Origin of the sequence: Pseudocitrobacter vendiensis (assembly GCF_943590815.1) — a bacterium.
GTDB classification, from domain to species: Bacteria; Pseudomonadota; Gammaproteobacteria; order Enterobacterales; family Enterobacteriaceae; genus Pseudocitrobacter; species Pseudocitrobacter vendiensis.
On the sequence record NZ_CALSBS010000033.1, the window covers coordinates 1 to 18,502 of the forward strand.

Sequence of the window (18,502 nt, forward strand, 5' to 3'; positions counted from 1 at the left end):
CATGAAGTGAATATTGATATGACTCCGCGAGCGTTGCCGGATGAAGATCCTCGTGCGCTGAAAGACCCGTCTTATCGCCGTAAGCGCCTCATTCTGCAGAACCTTCAGGATGAAGAGCTTGCTATCCAGCAGGTGGAAGAGAAGCAGTGTATTGATGCCGTTCTGCATGGTCGATACATCATGAAAGGGGATCAGTTTGCGCCGGTGGAAGTCGATATGCTCCGCAACCCGGAGAATAACATCATTCAGGCAGGCGCAGCAGCGTGGAGCCAGCAGGATAAAGAAACGTTTGACCCTACCGACGATATCGAACGCTATGCGGAAAACGCATCCGGGGTGATTGACCTGATTGTGTTCGATCAGAAGGGCTGGGCATTGTTCCGTTCCTTTAAGGCGGTGAAAGACAAACTTGATACCCGCCGTGGTTCCAATTCTGAGCTGGAAACAGCCTGTAAAGACCTGGGCAAAATCGTCAGCTATAAGGGTAACTTCGGCGATGTGGCCATCGTGGTTTATAACGGCCAGATGCAGGTTGATGGCGTAAAGCAAAAAGCGCTTCCTGAGTTCACGATGGTATTGGGTAACAGCAGCGCCCGTGGTATCCGCACCTACGGTGCTATTCGTGATGCAGTGGCCCAGGCTGCTGGCATCGATCGTGGTAGTCGTTTCCCGCGTAACTGGATTGAACCCGGAGACCCGGCAGCGGAGTTCACGATGGTTCAGTCTGCTCCGTTGATGCTTCTGCCTGATCCTAACGAGTTTGTTTCTGTCCAGCTGGGCTAATTAGGGGATAACCCTGCGTACTTTAACCATTAACCGGGACATTAGTCCCGGTCATTACTTCTGAGGTTTTTATGGCTGAGAAAGATGATTTACTGAAAAAACTGGCAGAGCTGGGTGAGAAGCTGGGGCGCGATGTTCCGACAGGCACGATCGCTGAGCTGAAAGGCAAAGTCGTTGAGTGGCAGGCTGAGCTGGATGCCCTTGATGCAGACGATGGCGAGCATGGTTCGGATCACACTGAAGATGGTAATAATACCGGTGATACTGGTGCAAGCCAGGCTGGCGCTGGTGCAGAAACAGTCGTAAAACCGGCAGAAGCGGTTCCATCCAGTAATAAAAGTGGTACGTCCTCTCTGGTCCGATTCACAGCTTTAGCCACTCTGCATGTTAATGCGGTTTCTGACGACGATGACGAGATCGCCGTAGTGGTAAAAGGCCAATCAGCCCGTTTGCCAGAAGAAGTCTTTAACCAGCTACAGAAACGCAAGCTGGTCAAAAAGGTGTAACCATGAGCGACTTCGACAGCCTTTTCGATGGCGCTATGCAGCATGCTGACCAGGTCATAATGGAGAGAATGTCGGGGTCGTATCAGTTACAACTGAAAAACGGCTCAACACTGGATATCAGGGCGATATATGACACGCAGCTGCAGCCGGCGACAGGGAACAACAGCGGTACGAACCCCCGGAATATTGATGCAGCGTATGAAAACGGTCTCCTGACAGTTTTAGGGGCGCGTCTGGATCGTGATTTGATTCATGGTGCAACAGTCTTGACAAAGTTCGGCGTAAAGACCATCGCCCAGGTTCTGTATCCTGATGCCACAACAACAACGATGGTGCTGGCAATGCCTACTGGCGGTGAGTTACCGACAGGCAATGGTGTGAGGTTCACGAAATGAGCAATAGCATGGTCTATATGCAGATTGACGATGAACAAATCGACAATGTGCTGGCGTTATTTTCTGATCTCGATGCCAGGGTTATCAAACTGGCCTACCATCGCGCGTTACGGCGTACAGAGGCGACGGTCAAACAGCTGGCGGCGCGTATGATGCGCGACCGCCTCAAATTAAAAGCAGGGTTGCAGAAGCGGCTTAAAGGCCGTATTCAGGCGTATATGAAGCCAAGCAGTACGGCCGATGAAATGAAGTTCTGGTTCGGCTTAAACAATCTGGACCCGTTGATGTTCCGGGGCGGTGCGAAACGTGCTCCCGGAGGATTGATGATACGTGGAACGTACTATGAACGGGCGTTCGTCGCGATAATCCACGGTAAAAAAAAGGTTATGCAACGCGAGGGCGCAGCCAGGAATCCAGTTAATCGTCTCACATTGCCGATCAGCGATGAAATGATTGTCGCACTGGAGGATGAGCTGTTTGTTGCGATGCCTGAGATTTTCCTTCGACACTTTGAAACTGATCTTCGTGGCCGCGTTAAATCGAAGGAGTGGAAAAGTGGCTGGAGTGACCGGCAAATGTCATCGGCTGCTAATTCTATCGGAGGGTGGTAATGGGGATCATGATTGCAACGGCCAGCCAGTTTTATGACCAGCTCGAAGCCGGTTTACGGGCGAAACTGGTTGATAGCATTCCGGTTGCCGGCTACGACGATATAGACAGACCTGAAATTAAAGGGCCTACGGTGCTGATTCAGCTTGAAGATGCTCATCCTGGTCGGCGTAGCTCCAGTGGACGTTACTGCCACACTCAGATGATTACGGCTCATTGTGTCGTCCCGTCATCGCTTCCCAGAGCAGTGTTGGTTGCAACAGACCTGGCGTATGAAGTGGAGAGAATAGTTGACCTGAATAATTGGGGCATTTCGCCGGAATGCTGTGGCCAGCCCGATATCCAGGTGAATGGCGATACATCCTTTTTGTTTGGCTGGGATGGTGTTGAAGCACGAGGTGTTCAATGGCAGCAGAATATCTATCTCGGCGCGGATTATTTTGATGCCGATGAAGAACGCGCCGGCATCCGGCTGGCGGTAAACCCGAAACACCCTGATAAGCCTGGTGAATACCATCCATTTCCCCCTGACCGGGGCGAGGAGGGCTGATGCTTGAAGGGTTGCTGAGAATGCACCTGGCTCCGATTCATGAGGCCCTTGCAGAACTTCATGATGCTGCTGAAGAAAATAGGCGGCAGGGGAATAATCTTATCGCCAAAGGTGTAGTGGAGTCGGTTGTGGAGGGACGGCGGATTGTCGTTGCTATCGGTGAAAATAAAACGCCTCCAATTCAGTTTTTTGTGCCGGCAGCGGGAAAGGTTACTGACTATCGATGCCCTTCCCCAGGAGAAATTGCCATAGTGCTGAATTTTGGCGCAGGTGATGATTTTGGATCGAGTATCGCACTCTGCGGGGTGGAGTCGGGGGCATTTCCGTACCCCACTAATGACCCCAATATCACCATGACTAAATATGGTGATAATGCCTATACAAAAGTCGATCTCACCACTGGCGCAATGGAAATCCACGCCGCAGGCGGTGTGACTTATGTCGATACTCAATTTGTTAAAAACAAAGACGGTGAGATGGCTGATAAAGTCAGAACGATGTCTGCAGATCGTGAAATCTTTGATGGCCATAACCACCCTGGCGATAGCGGTGGTCAGACGAAAGAACCGAACCAGAAACAAGGGGGTTAAATGCTCGGAATGGACCGACGAACGGGCCGGGCCATTGACGATACAGAGCAACTGATATCCCGACTGGCCCAAGTCATGACTACTCCGAAGGGTGCCCGAAACCGTGTTAGAGACTTCGGATCTGATGTCCCCAAATATTTCTCCGCAAATTTAAATCCCACTACAGCCCTTTTAATGAAATCAGCGGCGTTCTCGGCTCTGAAAGAGCCGGTCAACGGCATGCTGGACTTCGACTGCAGCAAAATAACAATCCAGCCCACGGAAACGGGCTGTTTAATGCAGTTTACGGGCAAGTTTAACGGGAAAACGACAACAGTGAGTGTGCCGCTAAATGTTTAACCCATTAACTGATCGCCTGCCGGTTCCTGATGCGCTGACCGTCACCGGCGCAACGGCCCGCTTGCCTGAATTGAAAGAGGCGTTGCTTGCAGAGGTTGAAAAACTTCGTCCTGCAGACGTCGAAGCGATTACCGAAACGTTGGAAAATAACGCTGAAATGCTGGTTGTGTTGCTGCAGGCTATGTCGCAGGTTATTACCAATCGCGAGAGGCGGGCTAACTGGCAGCTGCAACAATTACTGGTTTTATGGGCCAAAGACAGCAATCTGGATGCCCGCACGGCAGAAATGGGTGTTACCCGGCAAGTTATTACGAAAGGCGATCCTAACGCATTTCCTCCCATCGAAGACGTGATGGAAAGTGACGATGATCTGCGCTTCCGCGCACTTCTGGCACCCTACGGGTTCGCAACCACAGGGAGCCGCACGGCGTATCGGTTCCATGCAATGACGCTCGGAGAAAAGCCGACAGTGACGATCGAGTCACCATCTGCCGGCACGGTCACAGTAACGTATAAGTTCCCTGAAGCGTCGCCGACAGCGAGAGTTCGTGATGCCAGCCCAAGAATGGAAGCCCCGGAGACAGGCAGGGTCGGTGTATGGATATTATCGCGGGAAGCTGAAAACGGAGTCCCCAGCGAGGAGCTGCTCTCCACAGCAGAGAAATACCTGAACAGGGATGACGTCGCGCTGGAAAGTGATGAAATCACGACCTACCCAGCGGAACCACTGGAGTACAAGGTAAAAGCCGTTCTGCACGGAAAAAACACCCCGGATGGCCAGATTGACCTTGATGCGATAAAGACCACAGTAGAAACCTACACCCGCAACGCGCAGCGCCTTGAGGGAAGCATTGATATCTCCATCCTGTATTACCTGCTGCAGTCAGCGCAAAGCGTCGTAAAAGTCGATTTGCTGGAGCCTACAGAATCGGTGGAAGCCAGTTACAGACAAGCGCCGTACTGTACTGGCGTGGAGCTGGAGATTCAGTATGACTGACGATCGTTCCCTTCAGCCTGATAACCGTTCTGGCCTGCAAACAGCTCTGGAGAAAATTCTGGATAATGCGATGGCCACAATCGAAGCAGAGGCTCCGTTTCGAACCCTTCTGTTTCCAATGCAGGCTCCTAAGCAGTTTTTGCCGTCGCTGGCGATAGAGCGTGGTGTTCAGGATTGGGCGGCAACGGATACCGAGAACGCGATCAGGAATACGGTAGCAAATGGCCTGATTATTCAGTCCCGATCGTGTACCCGGAATGGTATAGCTCAGGCTCTTATAGCGCTGGGTTTTGATGCCCGTGTCACCAGAAGTGGCCCGTATTCAATCAGCGTGGTTGCCAGCCTTAGTGATCAGCCGCTTGATGGTAAAACCAGTAAACGAGTCGGTGATCGCATATCCACATATAAAGCGGAGCGGGACAGTGTTTCTCTGACGATGGTCCGTAAGGCATCTATTTCTGGCCGTGTTGGTATAGCAACAAGAACCGGCCAGGTAATCCGAGTCCCTTATTACTCACCTGGGGCATTAAGCGTATCTGTTAGTCCTTTAGCAGGCATCGCTAATCGCCAAATAAGATACCTGAAAGTAAGAGTGGAATAATATGGCTAGGCAGTATTACGGAATATTAACGACTAAAGGGCGCGCCCTTTATGCAAATGCGTTGTTATTAAATCAGGATGTTAATCTTAGCGAAATGGCAATTGATGATACCGTTAATTTTTTGCCAGATGAAAAACTTGAGTCATTACCGTCAGAAGTTTACCGCGCTGAATTAAACTCGCTGGAAAAAGACGAAGATAATGACGAGATGGTTATTGCTGAGTTGGTAATACCATCGCAGCGTGGCGGTTTTTATTGCCGTGGTTTTGGTCTTTATACGGATACTGGAATATTGTTTGCCGTTGGCAGTCTGGCTGAAACATACAAGGCTACTGAAGACGAGGGCAGCGGGGGAGAACTGGTCATCCAGGCTGATATCGTAGTGACGAACACTGCGGCATTAGTGTTGAAAGTTGATCCGACGACCGTTCTTGCTACACGCGAAACCGTTGACAGAGCTATCGCTGCGCATGAAGCCAAATTGGACCCTCATCCACAGTATGCGCCGAAAAATAGCCCTACACTCACGGGCATACCAAAGGCTCCAACGCCCGCAGCAGGTAATAACACTACGCAGATCGCTACCACAGCTTTTGTGCAAGCAATAGCGACGGCACTGAACACCGCACTGGCGCTCAAAGCTCCGCTAGCCAGCCCTGGGCTGACCGGGACACCGACAGCGCCTACGGCGGCACAATCGACGAACAACACGCAAATTGCGACGACAGCTTTTGTTAAATCAGCTATCGCTGCACTTGTTGCGTCATCGCCGGCAGCGCTCGATACGCTGAATGAACTGGCTGCTGCACTGGGTAATGATCCTAATTTTGCCACGACAATGACCAATGCGCTTGCCGGAAAGCAGCCGTTGGACAGCACGCTGACAAACCTTAGCGGAAAGGATGTCGCCGGGCTTCTCTCATACCTTGGTTTGGGGGAAGCGGCAAAGCTGGCCGCCGCTACAGGTTCATTGAGTGCTTCCGGGTGGTTAAAAATCCCAATATTCGGAGGCGCGTCTGTCATTTTGCAATGGGGAAAAGTGGCTCTCACAGCAACTTTGAATAGCGGAGCAGCAGTCAAGGGATACGACGGTGTAACTGTATTTAACTATCCCATATCTTTCCCTAACGCAGCACTGATTGTAAATGCTACCCCAATGGACTCAGGCGAAACCCTTGTGGAAACGGCAACGGCGAACGGAACTTCCAAAACTGCCGCAACGGTACGAGTTGGGGGGGTAGCCATAAAATCAGATCCAGCTGCGACCGTAGACTTACATGGATTTGTCTTCGCCATTGGTTACTAACTATTAGTCGAGAAACATATGAATTATTGGTTTAGTCCAGAAAATAACGCCTTTTATCCCGTTGCGTTGAAAAATGACTACCTCATAGCAGGGACTCTCCCTGATGATTTAATCGAGGTAAGCGATAATGTATTTATGGAATATTCGGGAACACCACCCGAAGGAAAAGTGAGAGGTGTTGCAGAAGATGGATACCCGATATGGGTTTATCTTCCCCCCTTAACGCCAGAGGAGGAAGCTGAAGCAGCAGCACAGCGGAAAGCTGCGTTGCTGGCAGAAGCCCAGGGTGCGATCAGTATCTGGCAAACCGAACTACAGCTGGGAATCATCAGCGAGGACGACAAAGCCAGCCTGATTAGCTGGCTGGCTTATATCAAAGAGCTGCAAACAGTTGATACCGATGCAGCGCCAAACATCAACTGGCCGACTGCTCCGGCGCTGTAGGCCACTCAATATCTGGCGCGGTGGATGTGTCCACAGCGTTCAACGCGTCCAGATAGTCCAGCCATTTGTTGAATAATAATTTTTCATCGTCTGAAAGGCGTCCCAGCGCTAACTTAGACGGCCATTGTTGCCCGTTTATCCAAGCGTTGATTTCATCAATCTGCTGTTGTTTTTCGGCTTTCGCCTGAAAAATCAGTTCGTCTTTAGATAGTGGCGGCGCATCCACCCATGCAGGGTTTCCAGAGTCATCAGCGCTCAGCACTTTTCCATCAGGCCACGCCACCCCAGCGAACTCATTATAAATATCAGCACTTACTTCAATAGCATTGGAGGGAACCTCGGAGACGCTCTGGATATAAAACCCGACCGGGTCTTGAGAGAAATAAATTTTATTCATAATGATACCGCCATCCAGCACATTGCCCCTGGGGAGCCGTCATTAGTCGTTCCATTATTCCAGTTAATTCCGTGCAAATGCATCGTTGTAGGGGTCAGTGGGGAGCCAGCAAGCAAGCCTCCGCTCCCCACTGTACCGTCCAGATCCATGGCGACAATAATATAGTTTGAGGACGGAAATGCGGTCGGTAACGTTATTGTTGCTCCACCATACGGCACCGATGCTTTACCTCGCTGAATCACTGTTCCATCTGGGAGTTTCGTGTACCTTGCGTTTGATGAACCACCGGAAGCGAATACACTCATATCCGGTATTTGGTTAGGGCCAGTTCCTACATCCCTTTTCGCAGCTTCTCTTAATTGAACGTTTTTTATAACCCCTGAAAATCAGACGATATTTCGCCGTTTCTCCTGTTTTTACAACAGGAGAAATACCCATGATTTACGGTTATGCCCGCGTTTCAACGAACCATCAGGATACTGAACTTCAGCGTCTTGCTCTCGAATCAGCAGGGTGTGAGCACATAGCGGAAGAGCATGCCAGCGGGCGGAAATCGAACAGACCGGTTCTAAAGCGGCTGATCGCCACTATGCAACCAGGTGATGAATTGGTGGTCTGGAAGCTGGACAGGATAGGACGCAACGTCCTGCATGCGTTGCTGATGTTTCAGCAACTACAGGAAAAGGGTATCAACTTCCGCAGTATTACTGATGGTGTGGACTTAAAAACAGCCAGCGGGCGCTATAACTTTCGTAACATTCTGTCCGCTGCACAATATGAATCAGATCTCAATAGTGAACGAACGCTCGCTGGTTTGGCTGTAGCCAGAGCAAAAGGGCGGATTGGTGGTCGTCGCCCCAAATTTACAGAAGAACAATGGGAACAGATGGGGAGGTTAATAAATAAAGGAATATCAAGGCAGCAGATTTCAATTATTTATGACGTGGGTATTTCAACGTTATATAGAAAATTCCCCGCGATGCTTCACCAATAAAATCTGAATATCCAAAAGCGACTGAGAAGTCGCTTTTTTTATGTAGAGGAAAATATGCAGAAGAAAAAATACGTAGTCATTATCGGCGTTGAACATCCGGGGACTGGCCATTGGTTGCCAGCAGGAACGGAGGTGGAACTGTCGGAACGTCAGGCAAAAATTATGCTGCAGAACGGCCACATCAAGTTATCTGCAGACGTCAAAAAAAACCGAGTAGTAAGGGAATCCCGTGCCAAAAATTGAGAATTTCGTACATAACGGCGCATCCGTCGAATTTCAGGCTGCGCCGGCTGCTATGGGGCCGATTGGTGCAACAGTGTTTGGGCTGGTTGGTACGGCACCGAACGTTCATGCCAGCGTACCTCTGAATAAGCCCTTTCGCGTGAACAACCCTGCAGCGCTGGCAAAACTGGACCCCACGGGGGCAGAAGCCGGTACTCTGTATCCTGCGATCTATGCCATTCAGCAGTTGGCCAATGTCGTTTGTTATGCAGTAGTAGTCGAAGAAGGGGACGATGCTCCAGAAGATAAGGATTATACGGGGGTCATTGTTTCCGTTTCAGAAGATGCAGAGGCTGGAACCCTGGCGATCACGCTCAAGGATAGTACGCTGACGGTTGATGTAACTGATGCCACCGGCTGGACGGTGAGCGTTGGTGGTAAAACGGCTAATATCGTCAGCTATGACGTCAGTAACGAAGATGTTCTGACTATCACAGCTGGGGCGATTACAGCGGCAGATTTGCCTGCTGAAACTGTGCTCACTATTCACGGTAAGGATTTGGCGGGTGCGACCACGGTCGCAAATATCATCGGCGGTATTGACCCTCAAACGGGCCGATTAACGGGGATGCAGGCGCTTAAAGGTACTCCAGAGGCTCTGACTCATATCAGTTGTCCTGGTTTTCCGCAAAAGGCAGTTGCTGACTCTCTGGCAGCGCTTGGCGCGAAGATTTTCGCGATTCCTGTCGGCGATGGCCCCAGCACGAACGACGAAGATGCTATTACTCTGTCAAATAGCATGGGGGTGGTCGGAACCGGGTACGACTCTTATTACCTGGTTGATCCGATGGTGAAAGTCTACAGCCGCGCGGAGAAGGACTATGTGTACGGGTCTGCCAGCGCTCAGGCGCTGACCTGCTTCGCTCGCGTTAAGCAGTGGGAGTCTCCGGGGAAAGGGCGTATGTCCGTGAATATCGAGGGACTGCAGCGACACATTGACTACAACCTGCTTGATAAAACCACGAACGGCGATCTTCTTAACGCGAACGGCGTCAGCTACTTTGCTCGCACCTCGCTGGGCGGATACTCGCTGATTGGGAACCGTACCGTCAGCGGTCGCTTCGTTTCTCAGGTTGGTCTTGAATACGCGATTATCCGTAAGCTGCTGGCCACCACGGAACAGGGCATGGCGTATAACCTGACCAAAACGTTCATGCAGCAGCGCGTAAACCAGATTAATACCTGGCTTGCCGGCTTGCAGACGGAAGAGGCGCTGATTGGCGCGAAGGTTTATCTGCATCCTTCCCTCAACACGGTAGACACATACACGAACGGTGAATGGCATATCGCGATCAACTATGCCGGTTACTCGCCGAACGAGCATGTTGTTTATCACCTGGCCGAAGATACTGGCATCGTTGAATCATTCTTAGAGGAAATTCTGTAATGGGTGGCGTTTTAACTCGCATGGCGCGTCGTGCAACTGTACAGGGTATTCCCCTGATGCTGACGCTTGAAGATGTATCCGATCCAGCCCCGGCGAAGGTGATGGAAAAGACCCGTGGCGGCTCGTTCATCGAACGTGAAGTCAACACCGGTATTGAAGCAATGAGCGCCAGTTTGACTATCACCGGCGCGACGTCAGAGGTTCTGGCCGTGTATGGCCTGACTACTGGCAGAACGGCAGCGGTAACGGTCGAAGAAGCGTACCGCGATGAAGATGGCAACAAATATACGGTTGTATCGGAGTGGATCGGGGAAGCCAGTAAAATTGAGGACAGCAACACCAAAATGGGTGAGCTGGCCCAGACGGTTATCTCGTTTTCACCTTCGTGGAAAAAGAAAACCATCAACGGGGTTATCGTCTGGGAAGTTGCCACCAACGGTAGCGTGATGAACCTCGGTACTGAAGATATTCTTGCTGAATTCCGCTCTATGGTTGGCCTGTATTAATTCCATCCTTACGTTTTGATGAACCCCGCATATAGCGGGGTTTTTTTATATCTGGAGATTCTATGTATAGCCGCACGATCCCCCTTTTAAACCCGATTAAAACCGATAAAGGCGAGCTGAAAGAAATCGTTGTTCATACCGCTCCGGCGAAGCTAACGCGGGAAGTTGGTCAGAAATATGATCTGGAGCGTGACCCGGAAGGCATCGCTCAAATGGACTACATGTTCGATTTGGCGATGCTCATGACGGGACTGTCTGAAACAGACATCTCCATGCTTTCAACACCGGATTACAACTCTCTCAAAGACGAAGTCAGAAAGCTGGCATTCAATACCAGCGAAGATTTGCTTAAAGAAGATTTTGCGCGTCACCGCCAGGCTGGTAAACGCGATAAAGAACCGACCATTTCGTTAGAAGAGCCGGAATTACTGGTTCCGGTCACGGATGAAATCGCCGGCGAAATAAAAAGTTACCGGCTTAATCCTCCGACCGTTGGCCTGACACGAAAATTGCGAAATGAAAAAGACGAGCATAAGCGCGGCATGGCTATTTCAGCGCAGTGTACCGGGTTGCATACCGACATTATCGACCAGTTCCACATGCCTGATTTCAACTATCTGATGGGGAAACTGAGCGATTTTTTGACGGAAGGGTCGGCATTCTTTCAGAAGCAGACGTCGACCGACTAACCGATGTTCTCCCCCTCGTTTATCACGCGACAGAGCATGAAATTTTGTCATGGACGGTGCCGAGGGCGTTAGCTCGTTATCAGCTGGTCATCAAAAAGTTAGGAGCCGGTAGTGGCAGATAAAAAAATATCGGTACTACTCAGCGCTAAGGATCAGTTATCCGCCGTTTTTGAAAAGTCGGATAAAACGCTGGACCGGCTGCGTAAAACAGCCGGCAGCGCCAGTGATGCGCTGGGTAAAATTCAGCGCACCCAAAGTGATGTATCGGCCTACGCCGAGACCAATAAGGCGCTGAACGAAACCAATCAAAAGCTGACGGTAAACCGCCAGCGTGTCGATGCGGCAGGCAGTGCGCTGAAAGCAGCACAGTCCGAGCAGCGTCGTTATCAGCGGGGGATTGCGGCAGCAGAAGAAGCCATACGCCAGCTGGATATGGAGCTGGTTAAAAATGGGCGTCTGACGAAAGAGCAGCAGGTCGCGTATCTCCAGGCGAAGCAAACGCTGGATCAGTTGCAGCCGTCACTGAAAAAAGCGACAGCGGAAGTCGCCGCAACCCGGCGTGAAAGTAATGCGGCCACGCGAGAGATGAACTCCCTGACGTCAGCAGCAGAGAGAGAGCAAAACCGCGTTAAATCGTTGGGTAGCGCTCTTGATAAGGCTGGCGTTGATACCAATAAGCTGGGGCAGGCGCAGGCGAAATTAGCCGCCGATGCCGATAAGGTCACTCGTTCTCTGCAGCGGCAGGAAGCCCGTATAAAAACGGTGAACAGCGCTCGCGATCAGATGGCTAAGAATCAGCAGACGCGAAGCGATATTAAAGGGCAGGTGTTGGGAACCGCCGCCGCAGCTGCGCCATTAGTTTATGCGGCCAAGAAAGCGGTTGATTATGAATGGGCGTGGGCAGACGTTCAGAAAGTTGTGAACTTTAAGGACAAGAAGGAGGATGTTGATTTTCAGCACCGGATTCAGGCTAAGGCGGTAGAGCTAGGGATGGGTCAGACGGATATGACCGAGATTGTTGCAGCAGCTGGCCAGGCGGGGGTTGCTAACGATAAAGACGGTAATGTCGATACTAAACAGCTGGAAAGATTCTCTGTTGACGCGGCTAAAATGGCGGTGGCGTTCGATTCTGACGCCAAGACTGCCGGTGATACGATGGCTACGCTCCGCACTTCATTGAAGCTCAATCAGGATCAGATGATGGAGCTGGCGGATGTTATCAACGCCCAAAGTAACTCCATGAACGCTAAGGCGATGGTTGTTGCCGGCGTCATGAGGAGGCAGGGTGCGAACGCTGAACTTGCCGGCTTTGATCGTAAACAGGTTGTAGGATTGGCATCGGCTCTGATTGCGTCAGGCGACACGGAAGAGACTGGCTCAACGGCTCTGAAAAATATTACTGGCCGGTTAACTTCTGGTTTTTCTGCATCTAAAAGCCAGCGCACAGCGCTCGATATGCTGGGTTTCGACCCGGAAGTATTAGCAAAGGACATGCAACGTGATGCCGTTGGCACATTGAAAAAAGTCCTGACCGTTATTAATAAGCAACGACCTGACCAGCAAAAGGCATTAATCAGTTCTATTTTTGGTGAGGAAGTCGCTGGTTCAGTGGCAAAACTCGCGGGCAATATGGAATTGCTGAATAAAGCAATGGATATTGCTAACGATAAAACAAAGTATGCCAACTCTATGGAGCAAGAGTATCAGCAGAAAGCGCAAACCCGCGCTCAACAGCTAAAAAGGATACAGTCAGCCACTGAAAGGGCGACGGTTGCTTTAGGTACTTTGTTGCTCCCTGTAGTTGATGAGTTAGCTCCGCCAATCACCGATTTCGCTAATGGTCTAAGCAATCTTCTCGAAACGTCATCAACCGCAAAAACCGCCTTTGGCTGGACGCTCAAAGTTGGAGCAGGGCTGATTGCACTGAAAGCTGGCGTGATGGCCATCAAGGGTATTGGCTCTCTGGTTAGTGATGTTAAACAGCTTGGCCGTATCGGTGGTGTGAAGCTGGGCATCACGACAGATAAAACCGCCGCAGCGGCGAGTCGCGCGACGTCGGCCCTTGCCCGTTTGAACAGGCAATTAATGTCTATGGGGCGGGGTGGCAGAGGAGGCCCACCTGGTTCTGGCGGTTTTGGCGGATTGGGCGGCGGAGAACCCGGAGAGGCAAAACCCCGAACCAGACCAGGTAAGCCGAATGGCCGACGCTGGCCGCGTCTGAAAGGTCGTGGCCGGTATGGCGCAGCAGCTGCTGCGGCGATGATGTTGCTCCCCTCTTTTGATGCGTTTGGCGCTGAAGATGATGCTCCGGCCGGTCGTGCCGGAACAGGGGATGTTTTACCGAAAACCGAAGGGGCTGTTGATACGCTGCCGGGAAATCGTGCCGGCGTCAGTAGCGTCTTGCCGAAAGCTGAAGGGGTGGTCGACACTTTGCAGACTGGCGCTGCCGTGATGGCCCCCTTCAGCAAGGGTGTCGGTGGTCGTTTATTAGGTAAAGCGTTTATGCCTCTGCAACTGCTGTCGGGCGGTTTGAATATCGCTGATACCTATGCTCAGGGCGGGAACGCGGCCCAGATGGGGCAGGCTATTGGTGATACCGGTGGTGGTCTCGGCGGCGCGGCGCTTGGCGCAATGATTGGTACTGCCATTCTGCCAGGCATCGGGACGGCCATTGGTGGAGCGCTGGGCGGTATTGCCGGCAGTTCGCTGGGTGCGTCGATTGGAGAAAGCGTCGGTCCCTGGGTAGGAAAAGCCTTTGGCGAGGTTAAAGGCTGGTTTGGTGGCGATAGTGGCAAACCAGCACCTGCAGCAGCAACCGCCGAGAAAATTGCGCCGGTAAAACCAAAGGATTTGGTAAAGACAGCGCCGAAGGATATCACCCCGGTTATCGATGCGGCGGTTAAGGCTCAACAACCACCACCAGTTCCCAATGTAGCTATTCATAACAAGATTGAAGCCAGGTTTGATGTTAAGGCATCGGGCGATCCTGCCCAGGATAATGCTCTTGCGGAGAAAATAAAGGCCATGCTTCAGGATGTGCTGAATAAAGCTAATGCGGCTGCGTTGGCATCGGTCGGAGGCGTTGATGCTCGACTGAATGCATCACTGAATGGACAGAGGAGTGATTAGTGGGATTATTCAACCAATATATCAGCCAGCCTCTTGAACTGTCGCCCACACAATTTGTGTTGGGCGATTTTGTTTTCAGCCTGCCAGAAAACTCCCCTATTGAGTCAATGGCGCGGACGTTTGACGGCGGATGGGTCACTATCGACCTGCTGAATGAACTCCCCCTACAGCAGCAAACTGGGCGGAAACTGGACGAAATCAGGTTCAACTGCTCATGGTTCAAGGATGAAGGGACAAAAAATATTGGCAAACTGCTCCATTTGATGGAGCAAAACAAACCGTTAAGCCTGGTTCGTGGGGATGGAACCAATATGGGGCAATTTACCATTCGCGGGTTTTCCACGGATGAAACCTGGATGCATCAGGAAGGGAAGACGATGAAACAGGTTGTCACTATCAATCTGCTGGAGTTTGCCAATAAACCCATCGAGCAGAAGAGCGCTGGTAAGAAAGCCAGCACATCGACCAGTTCCGGGACGAGTGGGAGCAAATAATGCGAGTGAGGAGCCGTGATCGCGATACGGTGCAGTTTATCGCGTGGGTAAAGCTGGGTCGTGATGATGATGAGGTCGAACAACAGATTTATGATCTGAATCCTCATTTACACAGTTACGGGCGAGTATTGCCAGCTGGCGTTGTGATCGAACTTCCCGAAATTACTGATACCACGACAACTGAAGTTGACGAGCAGGTGACGATATGGAGTTAGGTTACACCCCTGTTCATTACTGCGAGGGACCTGGTGCGGATATTATTAATGCCCGGATGACGCAGTTTGAGCGCATAGATGTCAGCAGCGGGAAAGAAACTGACAGGCTGATACTGACGGTTGATGTTACAGACCTGAAAGGCATCCCGGAGGAAGGCGGAGACCTGGTCTGGTATGAAGGGTATAAAGAGACGGGCGTCGTAAAAATCGGAAGATTTCGTATAACGACGATAAAACCGCAGCTTTACCCCAGGGTCATCACGATCACGGCCACTGCTGCACCGTTTGAAAAAACGGACCCGACAGGGTTCCGGGAGCGCCGTTCGGCGTCGTGGGACAATACCACTCTGGGCGAAATTTTCCAGAAAATAGCGAAACGGCATAATCTGACACCACGGATGGACAGTCGGTTAGGCGGTTTTAAATATTCGCACGTTGACCAGACCAACGAGACAGACTCGGCCTTCATTAACCGGCTGGCTGAAGAGCATGACGCGATGGCCAAACCGGTGAATAGCTTTTATGTCCTGTCATACCGTGGTGAGTCAGCCAGCATCACAGGGAAAACTCTGCCGATCATCCAACTGCGTTGCCCACCGGTTAATGAGCCAGGATGCAGGGATTTTATCCAGTGCTCTGTTGATATGCCCGGTAAGCAAAAGTCAGGTGGTGTTATCGCCAGTTATACCGATGAGAAAACAGGGGAGGTTAAGTCAGTCACATCGGGGTCTCCGCCCTATAAAAAGTTACCTCATACCTACGCGAGCAAGGAACACGCAGAAGCCTGTATGAAAGGGAAATCCAGAAAGGTTAAGCGGCAGTCAAAAAAAATTCGTCTTGATGTTCCTGGTGATCCATACATCGCGGCTGAAGGGCTGATAAAGATGGACAACTCTTTCCCGGATGGAATGAGAGGGACGATAAGCATCGACCGCGTAGAGGCGCGTTGTACGCGCAGTGAGGGGTATAGGATGACCATTACGGCGAGTGAGCCGGTAGCATCAAAGGCGAAGACAAAGAAGTAGAGTAGTGTTGTATCGAGCGAGGCCCCTGCGTAAGCGGGGGCCTTTTTTTTATGGCTATTTTTTATTTTTGATTATGCTTTCCAGCTTGTCGAGGTCAAGATTGACCTGTTCTGCTGCACCCAGCTCGGATTCAAGCAGCGCCTCTATTTTTTTCATTAAATTAGAGGGAATCTTGCGGTTATCTAATTTTAAGGTGACAAAATTACCTTTGTATTTAGCGGTAACGCCGTCGCCATATGCTTTCTCAGTCTTGGGTACTTCTGTTTTATCGACAAGAATAAAGTCCTGTAGCGCCTGAATAATCCGTGCTGGTTCAAAATCCTCACCTGCTTGCTTCATGCGAAGCAGCTGCCGCGCACCGTCGAGCATAGTCTGCTCGTGACCCTGATAGATTTTGGATAAAGCATCGCCGGCGCGGGCTGATAATTCACCCGGATGTTTGAAGATAGACAAGATCTCCTTCGGCAAGCCGGCAGTATTCATGCAGCGATTCACGATATTTCGGTCGATACCTTCTGCTTCAGCCAGGGCTTTAACATTGCCATCAAATTCTTTTAGGCGGCGTAAGTACCTTTTCCCGCGCTCATACGCACTGGTCGGGCGATAGTCGTTGCCTATCTGCGACAACCACTGCATTTGCTCATCATCAAGTTCACCGACGAGGACTCGATAGTCACTACCAGTGATGATGGCTGTTTTGCGGCGGCGAGAGCCATCGGCAACCTCTATTATCCCTGCTGTTCTCCTGGCGATCGCGGGGTTCTGCTGCCCTGAAGTGAGGAATGACGGGATAAGGTCAGCCAGCGCTGATTCGTTCAGCAATTCCTGATCGCGCTCGTTACCGAGCCAAACCATTGTGGCCATCTCGACCTTATCAGCAGGAATGGTTTCCAGCTTAAAGGCTACGTTACGACCGCAAACAGGCAGCGTAATAGTGTTCCCGGACAACGAACTCAATTTACTCTGTAAGTCACCAACCATAGGCGAAACAGACTGCGCTTTTTGCGGAGCATGATGGGTGTTGCTCATTAGCGTTTCGATGTTGGGCGCATTTTTTAAAATAGAGCGCTGCTTCATAATTAGTCCTCCCAACGTGGTTTGATCAGGTCTTCGAAAATTTCTTTGCAGACAGGCTCCCATATGGCCACCGCATTTCGCCAGGCATTAAGCGTCGACCTTTGATTTGCCGCTTGCTCAAAGACGGTACGCATTTTTATCTGCCCTTTGCCTACTTCATCAGTTACCCGTACAACCTGCCGCAACACCATCGCTCCCCAGGTATTCCGTATTTGCTCTTCCATCCATCGAGACTGGTTGCCAGTTGTCAGGCTGTATTTAGTCAGGAGCAACCGGACTACAGGTTCGAAGCCACCCAAATCGACGGTTTCAAGCAGGTCCAGCAGCATAGTGAAGAACTGGAGTACAGAGGCATAGTCGAACAGCTCTGCAGGGGTAGCGACAACGATGACGTCAGCGGCACAGACAACGTTAATCGTTCCCGTACCGAGGTTCGGGGCGCTGTCTATGACGATAATGTCGTAGTTATCCCATACAGACTCGATAGCGGCACGCAGCATCAGGTGCGGGGGATGAGGCAGCTTCCCCTGGGAATGGTACTGCATCAGATCTGTTTCAATGCGGTGAAGGGCCAGGCAGCTGGGGATTATGTCGAGACCCGGCCAGCATGTTGGTTTTATCGCATACTCGGCGTTGTCGCGTTTACCGAGGTAAAACGGAAGCAGGGTATCGTCTGCGTGAATGTGTAAGTCAGGAACGTAACCGTGATACATAGAGGCAGTCCCTTGCGGGTCATTCCCCTCCACCAGCAGGACGCGGTGTCCCTGTAGGGCTAACCATTGCGCTTGGTGTACTGCAGATGAGGTTTTGTAAACCCCTCCTTTATGCGACATTACGGCCAGAACGACCGGGTTTTTATCGTCTGGTCGCTGGTTTGGGTTGCCAAAAACGCTCCGCATATTGCTAATTTGGTCAATCGTATAGCCGGCGCGACGTTCCACTCGACCGCGCATCTCAAAATCGGGAGCAGGTAGGCGACCAGCTTTCTCCGCATCCCTGATGGCCTGCGGTGTTACGCCTATCAGGTCAGCTACTTCAGTAATGCCCCAGCGGCGAGTGATACGACGAGCTTCCGGGCTGTCATCGCCGAACTGTGCGATGGCTATAGCGCGGGTCATTTCTTGGCCGCGATTGATGCAGTCATGCAGTAAATTAATTAACGACATCCTATTCCCCTCTCAAAAGGT

The 18,502-nt window shown here is 51.2% G+C and carries 24 protein-coding genes; 20 read left to right on the forward strand and 4 right to left on the reverse strand.

From position 1 onward, the window contains the following. The 11 genes from NMC31_RS22455 to NMC31_RS22505 form a co-directional block, all read left to right on the forward strand. Positions 1–783 (forward strand): major capsid protein (locus NMC31_RS22455; protein WP_253899130.1); only part of this gene is annotated, 783 nt, incomplete at its 5' end. Positions 784–854: 71 nt separating this feature from the next. After that, a complete protein-coding gene (gene gpFI / locus NMC31_RS22460) occupies positions 855–1,289 on the forward strand; it encodes a DNA-packaging protein FI (RefSeq protein ID WP_253899131.1) in 435 nt (144 codons plus the stop codon). Between the two features lie 2 nt (positions 1,290–1,291). Next, positions 1,292–1,684 (forward strand): hypothetical protein, encoded by a 393-nt coding sequence (locus NMC31_RS22465; protein WP_253899132.1) that lies wholly within the window; start codon positions 1,292–1,294, stop codon positions 1,682–1,684. After that, the gene (locus NMC31_RS22470; protein ID WP_253899133.1) at positions 1,681–2,295 is read left to right on the forward strand and encodes a hypothetical protein; all 615 of its coding nucleotides are present in this window, start codon (positions 1,681–1,683) and stop codon (positions 2,293–2,295) included. Before NMC31_RS22465 ends, NMC31_RS22470 begins: the two co-directional genes overlap by 4 nt. Further along, positions 2,295–2,843 (forward strand): hypothetical protein, encoded by a 549-nt coding sequence (locus NMC31_RS22475; protein ID WP_151218832.1) that lies wholly within the window; start codon positions 2,295–2,297, stop codon positions 2,841–2,843. The genes NMC31_RS22470 and NMC31_RS22475 overlap by 1 nt, the downstream gene beginning before the upstream one ends. After that, complete coding sequence (locus NMC31_RS22480; protein ID WP_253899134.1) at positions 2,843–3,433, forward strand: hypothetical protein; 591 nt, start codon at positions 2,843–2,845, stop codon at positions 3,431–3,433. The genes NMC31_RS22475 and NMC31_RS22480 overlap by 1 nt, the downstream gene beginning before the upstream one ends. After that, a complete protein-coding gene (locus NMC31_RS22485) occupies positions 3,434–3,772 on the forward strand; it encodes a GPW/gp25 family protein (RefSeq protein WP_063617405.1) in 339 nt (112 codons plus the stop codon). Beyond that, positions 3,765–4,769, forward strand: a complete 1,005-nt coding sequence (locus NMC31_RS22490; RefSeq protein ID WP_253899135.1) for a baseplate J/gp47 family protein — start codon at positions 3,765–3,767, stop codon at positions 4,767–4,769. The genes NMC31_RS22485 and NMC31_RS22490 overlap by 8 nt, the downstream gene beginning before the upstream one ends. Next, positions 4,762–5,370 carry a phage tail protein I gene (locus tag NMC31_RS22495; protein ID WP_253899136.1) on the forward strand — a complete coding sequence of 203 codons (609 nt, stop codon included), beginning with the start codon at positions 4,762–4,764 and terminating at the stop codon, positions 5,368–5,370. The genes NMC31_RS22490 and NMC31_RS22495 overlap by 8 nt, the downstream gene beginning before the upstream one ends. Position 5,371: 1 nt before the next feature. After that, positions 5,372–6,676, forward strand: coding sequence for a phage tail protein (locus NMC31_RS22500; RefSeq protein ID WP_253899137.1), 1,305 nt, complete (start codon positions 5,372–5,374; stop codon positions 6,674–6,676). Positions 6,677–6,694: 18 nt separating this feature from the next. Beyond that, the gene (locus NMC31_RS22505) at positions 6,695–7,120 is read left to right on the forward strand and encodes a tail fiber assembly protein (RefSeq protein WP_253899138.1); all 426 of its coding nucleotides are present in this window, start codon (positions 6,695–6,697) and stop codon (positions 7,118–7,120) included. Here the strand turns inward: NMC31_RS22505 and NMC31_RS22510 are convergent. Both NMC31_RS22510 and NMC31_RS26335 read right to left on the reverse strand, forming a co-directional pair. Then, positions 7,092–7,517 carry a tail fiber assembly protein gene (locus NMC31_RS22510; RefSeq protein WP_253899139.1) on the reverse strand — a complete coding sequence of 142 codons (426 nt, stop codon included), beginning with the start codon at positions 7,515–7,517 and terminating at the stop codon, positions 7,092–7,094. The genes NMC31_RS22505 and NMC31_RS22510 overlap by 29 nt on opposite strands. Beyond that, positions 7,514–7,822, reverse strand: a complete 309-nt coding sequence (locus tag NMC31_RS26335; RefSeq protein ID WP_436651025.1) for a gp53-like domain-containing protein — start codon at positions 7,820–7,822, stop codon at positions 7,514–7,516. The genes NMC31_RS22510 and NMC31_RS26335 overlap by 4 nt, the downstream gene beginning before the upstream one ends. Positions 7,823–7,953: 131 nt before the next feature. Between NMC31_RS26335 and NMC31_RS22520 the strand changes: the two genes are divergently transcribed. The 9 genes from NMC31_RS22520 to NMC31_RS22560 all read left to right on the forward strand — a co-directional run bounded on the left by NMC31_RS22520 (position 7,954) and on the right by NMC31_RS22560 (position 16,238). Then, the gene (locus NMC31_RS22520; RefSeq protein ID WP_151218842.1) at positions 7,954–8,511 is read left to right on the forward strand and encodes a recombinase family protein; all 558 of its coding nucleotides are present in this window, start codon (positions 7,954–7,956) and stop codon (positions 8,509–8,511) included. 54 nt (positions 8,512–8,565) lie between these two features. Next, positions 8,566–8,754, forward strand: a complete 189-nt coding sequence (locus NMC31_RS22525) for a hypothetical protein (RefSeq protein WP_253899140.1) — start codon at positions 8,566–8,568, stop codon at positions 8,752–8,754. Beyond that, on the forward strand, positions 8,741–10,180 hold the full coding sequence (locus NMC31_RS22530) for a phage tail sheath protein (protein ID WP_253899141.1): 1,440 nt from the start codon (positions 8,741–8,743) through the stop codon (positions 10,178–10,180). Before NMC31_RS22525 ends, NMC31_RS22530 begins: the two co-directional genes overlap by 14 nt. Continuing rightward, positions 10,180–10,686 carry a phage major tail tube protein gene (locus tag NMC31_RS22535; RefSeq protein ID WP_063617411.1) on the forward strand — a complete coding sequence of 169 codons (507 nt, stop codon included), beginning with the start codon at positions 10,180–10,182 and terminating at the stop codon, positions 10,684–10,686. The genes NMC31_RS22530 and NMC31_RS22535 overlap by 1 nt, the downstream gene beginning before the upstream one ends. 62 nt (positions 10,687–10,748) lie before the next feature. Next, positions 10,749–11,375, forward strand: a complete 627-nt coding sequence (locus tag NMC31_RS22540; protein WP_253899142.1) for a hypothetical protein — start codon at positions 10,749–10,751, stop codon at positions 11,373–11,375. A gap of 111 nt (positions 11,376–11,486) precedes the next feature. Then, the gene (locus NMC31_RS22545; RefSeq protein ID WP_253899143.1) at positions 11,487–14,504 is read left to right on the forward strand and encodes a phage tail tape measure protein; all 3,018 of its coding nucleotides are present in this window, start codon (positions 11,487–11,489) and stop codon (positions 14,502–14,504) included. Further along, the gene (locus NMC31_RS22550; protein WP_151218847.1) at positions 14,504–14,998 is read left to right on the forward strand and encodes a phage tail protein; all 495 of its coding nucleotides are present in this window, start codon (positions 14,504–14,506) and stop codon (positions 14,996–14,998) included. The genes NMC31_RS22545 and NMC31_RS22550 overlap by 1 nt, the downstream gene beginning before the upstream one ends. Beyond that, the gene (locus NMC31_RS22555) at positions 14,998–15,213 is read left to right on the forward strand and encodes a tail protein X (RefSeq protein WP_253899144.1); all 216 of its coding nucleotides are present in this window, start codon (positions 14,998–15,000) and stop codon (positions 15,211–15,213) included. Before NMC31_RS22550 ends, NMC31_RS22555 begins: the two co-directional genes overlap by 1 nt. After that, entirely contained in the window at positions 15,204–16,238 is a 1,035-nt protein-coding gene (locus tag NMC31_RS22560; RefSeq protein ID WP_253899145.1) for a contractile injection system protein, VgrG/Pvc8 family, read from the forward strand. The genes NMC31_RS22555 and NMC31_RS22560 overlap by 10 nt, the downstream gene beginning before the upstream one ends. A 54-nt stretch (positions 16,239–16,292) precedes the next feature. On the opposite strand, the gene NMC31_RS22565 is transcribed toward NMC31_RS22560, so the two are convergent. Both NMC31_RS22565 and sopA read right to left on the reverse strand, forming a co-directional pair. Next, complete coding sequence (locus NMC31_RS22565) at positions 16,293–17,315, reverse strand: ParB/RepB/Spo0J family plasmid partition protein (RefSeq protein ID WP_253899146.1); 1,023 nt, start codon at positions 17,313–17,315, stop codon at positions 16,293–16,295. A gap of 2 nt (positions 17,316–17,317) precedes the next feature. Continuing rightward, positions 17,318–18,481, reverse strand: a complete 1,164-nt coding sequence (gene sopA, locus NMC31_RS22570; protein WP_253899147.1) for a plasmid-partitioning protein SopA — start codon at positions 18,479–18,481, stop codon at positions 17,318–17,320. Positions 18,482–18,502: the final 21 nt, after the last annotated feature.